The following is a 3,795-nucleotide window of genomic DNA, read 5'->3' as shown; positions in this document are numbered from 1 at the left end:
GCCTGGAACTCTCGCGCACGCTGCCACGCCAGGCGGCCACGTCTGAGCTGCGGTCGCGCACCCACCTGGAGCTGCTGCACTTCGACATGAAGAACCCGGAGCGGGCGCTGCAAACCATCCGCGAGACGCTGCCCCTGGCCGAAAAGCTGGACGCCCGGCAGGCGCAGGGCTGGCTGCACCTGCACCGAGGGAATGTGGAAAACGTGCAGGGCAACCTCGACACCGCCGTGGCCGCCTACCGGCAGTCCTTGCAGATCGCCCGCGCTGGAGGGCTCACCGGGCTCCAGGCCACGGCGCTGAACAACCTGGGCGACGTCCTGCTGCAGCGCAAGGCGTATGCCGCGGCCGAGCCCGTGATGCGCGAGGCCCTGGCCGCGTACCGCAATGCACACGAGCTGAACGGGGCCGCAATGGCGCAGGCCAATCTGGGCTTTGCACTCATGGGCCAGGGCCGCATTGCGGCCGGCGTGCATGAGGTGGAGGCGGGCATCCGGTTTGTGCACGAAGCGGGCTCTCTGCCCATGGAAGAGCAGTTGCTGGGCGAGCTGTCGCGCATGTACGAGCAAGCCGGCCTGTACCGCGAGGCCATGGCCACCACCCGCAAGCAGCAGGCGCTGGCCAAGGAGCTGTTCCATGCCGAGCGCGACCAGGCCGTGACGACCTTGCAGGAGCGCTTTGACAGCGCTGAACGGCAGCGCCAGATCGAGCAGCTGGCGCAGGCCAACCGGGTGCAGGATGCCGAGCTGCGCGTGCGCCGCATGCAGCAGATCGGACTGGCGGCTGCGGTGGCACTGGCACTGCTTGCAGCGGGCGCCAGCTTCTGGCTGTACCGCCGCACGCGCACTGCCAACGAGGCCCTGGCCGAAGCCCGGCGCCAGGCGGAAGGCGCCCTGACCGAGAAAAACCTGTTCCTCGCCACCGCCAGCCACGACCTGCGCCAACCCGTGCACGCCATGTCCTTGATGGTGGAGGCGATCAACCTGCGCAATACCGACCCGGTCCTGCGCCCGCTGGTGGCCGACCTGCGCACCAGCATGCAGGCCATGAGCCAGCTGTTCAATGCGCTGCTGGACCTGTCGCGCCTGGAGTCGGGGCAGCCGCTGGGCCACAAAGCCGCCGTGGACCTTGGCGCCCTGCTGGCGGACGTTGTGCGCCTCTTCCGCGAGCAAGCCAGCCTCGGCGGCCTGACCCTGCGGCTGCGGTTGCCGCGCCGTGGCGCCACCGTATGGGCCGAGCCGGTGCTGCTGCGCCAGGCGCTGGCGAACCTGGTGCAGAACGCCATCCGCTACACACCGCAGGGCAAGGTGCTGGTGAGCGCACGCGCACGCGGCGGTGACTGGCTGGTGGAGGTGCGGGACACGGGCATTGGCATCGCCCCCGCCGATCAGGCCCGGGTGTTCAGCCCCTACTACCGGGGAGCGCGGGCCGACCAGATGGACGACGCGGGGCACGGCCTGGGCTTGGCTGTGGTGGCGCGGTGCGCCGAGCAGTTGGGGGCGGCGTACGGCGTACGTTCGCTGGCGGGACAGGGTTCGCGCTTCTGGCTGCGGCTGCCAGCCCATGTGGCACCCGATGCAGGCACGTCCACCGCCCCCGCAGCGGCACACCGCCAGTCCATCGTGGACCGTCCGCTGCAGGGCCAGTGCCTGGTGCTGGACGATGACCCCCAGGTGCTCAAGGCCTGGCGCGCCATGCTCGAAGCCTGGGGCGTGACGGCAGCCTATGCCACCACCGGGGCCGAAGCCCATGGCCGGCTGGACGAAGGCATGGTGCCAGATGCCATCTTCTGCGACCAGCGACTGCGCTCGGGCGAGAGCGGCTTTGACATCCTGCGCACGCTGCTGGCCCGCTGCCCTGCCGCCCGGGGTGCGATGGTCAGCGGCGAGTTCGACGCCCCCGCCTTGCGGGACGCCGAAGACGAGGGCTACCTGGTGCTGCGCAAGCCCGTGAACCCTGCCGAGCTGCACGCTGTGCTGGCGCAGTGGCTGGCCCCCAGCAACAGGCGGCAGGACCAGAGCGCGGTGCCTTTCCCATAAGCACAGGCAGCTATCTTTCCAATAGCGCGGTAGTACACCTACCGGTGTCTTTCGAAGCCCCAGCCGCCGCAGAACGTGCGGTTGTTGCCTGCGGCCTGCTCAGGCAAAGGCAGGTATCACGGCACCGGTCGTCTGCCAGCGGTGCACCGCCCGTCTGCCCGCTGCACGCGGCGATCACGCAGCCCCCTACCATCCGCAGCCAACGACCGGCGACCTCGACACGCTGGCAAATCACACCAGGAGGGAGCCACGCCATGACCACCACCGGGACCACCCCGCCCCCACCGCCCGGCCAGCCCCGCTGGCTGTACCAGGCGCAAGACGCCCAAGGCCGCCCCACCGAGGGGTTTGTGCATGCCCAGACAGCTGAAGAGGCCCTGCAGGCCATCGCAGCGCTGCAGCAACCGCCGCTGACCCAGGTGCAGCTGCACACCTCGGGTCTGTATGCCCGTGCATTGACCGAGATGGCTGACGACGTGCTGGGCCCGTTGGACGTGAAGGCCCTGCGCCAGCTGGCACGTGACCAGATCGAAGCGCAGCAGAACCCCGGCCTGTGGACCACGCTGCGCCAGCTGCTGCGCAACAACCGCACCTGGCTGCTGGTGGGCGTGGCCCTGGTGGCACTGGCCGTATGGCGCCAGTGGAGCCCGTGGGTGCAGGCCATTCTGGTGGCGGCCACGCTGGCGCCCCTGGCCGTGTTTGCCTACATGCACCAGTTCCAGCGCATGTACCAGCAGATGCTGCACGCGCACGCCACGGGCGACCTGCCCCGCCTGGACGTACTGGCGCAGCGGCTGGCACGCGCCGCCGAACGGCACGCCTTTTTGCGACAGCCCGCCTGGGATGCCGCCGTGCGCATGGCCTGGTTCGAGGCGCGCGCCGAAGGGGTGGACGCCGCCCTCCTGCGCCTGCGCATCCACCCCATGCGCCCGGCAGATGAGGGCGAATTTCTGGCACGCATCTACACCCTGCCCCTGGCCACGGGCGACCATGCAGGCTTCACGGCCCGCCTGCGCGAACTGATGGCTGAACGGCCAGGAGAACCCACTTTGCAGTTGGACCTGGCCCTGGGTGAGGCCCGCGCGGGCCACACCGACGAAGCGCAGCGCCTCGTGGACACGCTGCAGCCCGCCCTGCTGCCACCCCACGGGCAAGCGTTCATCGACTGGGTGCGGGGCATGATTGCGCTGCGCGACCCGGCCCGGGCGGGCGAGGCCGCCAGCCACCTGGGCAAGGCGTGTGAGCAGTTTCTGGGGCTGGTGCGCAAGGCCCCGGGCGCCTGGCCCTCACTGGCCGTATGCACCTGCGACTACGCACTGGCCTTGGCCTGGAGCGGGCGCGCCGAAATGGGGCGCACCGTGTTTGCCAGCGTGCAGCCAGTGGCCCGGCACCACGCCGAGCCCAAGCGGCTGGCGCTGCTGGAGCGCGAGTTACGCCTCAGGGGCTGAGCGTTGTGGACCGCACCCGAAAGGCCTCCTGCACACCGCAGGCCGGGCACCGTGGCGCGCAGGCTCAGAGGCTGAGAGTTTTTGAGCCAAGCCCGAAAGGCGCGCCACAACGCCTCGGATCGAGGCGCAAAGCACAGCCATAGCTCGGGCTATGGCGAGCATTTGCAACGAAGAGCCGGGGCGTTTTGGCGTGCAAGGCGGACATGGATCAAAAACTCTCAGCCTCTCAGGCCAGCGCGCGCTGGATGATGATCTTCTGCACGTCGCTCGTGCCTTCGTAGATCTGGCACACGCGCACGTCGCGGTAGATG

3 protein-coding genes are annotated in these 3,795 nt (G+C 69.7%); 2 read left to right on the top strand and 1 reads right to left on the bottom strand.

The window, feature by feature from the left end:
• Together AC04MI_RS24030 and AC04MI_RS24025 are read left to right on the top strand one after the other, a co-directional pair.
• Positions 1-2,036, top strand: a 2,036-nt coding sequence (locus tag AC04MI_RS24030) for an ATP-binding protein (protein ID WP_476498911.1), incomplete at its 5' end; no start/stop codon positions are given.
• A gap of 254 nt (positions 2,037-2,290) precedes the next feature.
• Positions 2,291-3,484, top strand: coding sequence for a hypothetical protein (locus tag AC04MI_RS24025; protein ID WP_436077527.1), 1,194 nt, complete (start codon positions 2,291-2,293; stop codon positions 3,482-3,484).
• 226 nt (positions 3,485-3,710) lie between these two features.
• Here the strand turns inward: AC04MI_RS24025 and AC04MI_RS24020 are convergent.
• A partial coding sequence (locus AC04MI_RS24020) for an acyl-CoA dehydrogenase family protein (protein WP_476498912.1) occupies positions 3,711-3,795 on the bottom strand: 85 nt, incomplete at its 5' end.

It is taken from the genome of Acidovorax sp. LjRoot204 (assembly GCF_056175785.1).
This window is presented reverse-complemented; position numbering and strand designations above follow the sequence as displayed.

Excerpts from the sequence above, each read along its gene's own strand:
- AC04MI_RS24025 (WP_436077527.1), top strand. The coding sequence starts at position 2,291 with ATGACCACCACCGGGACCACCCCGCCCCCACCGCCCGGCCAGCCCCGC.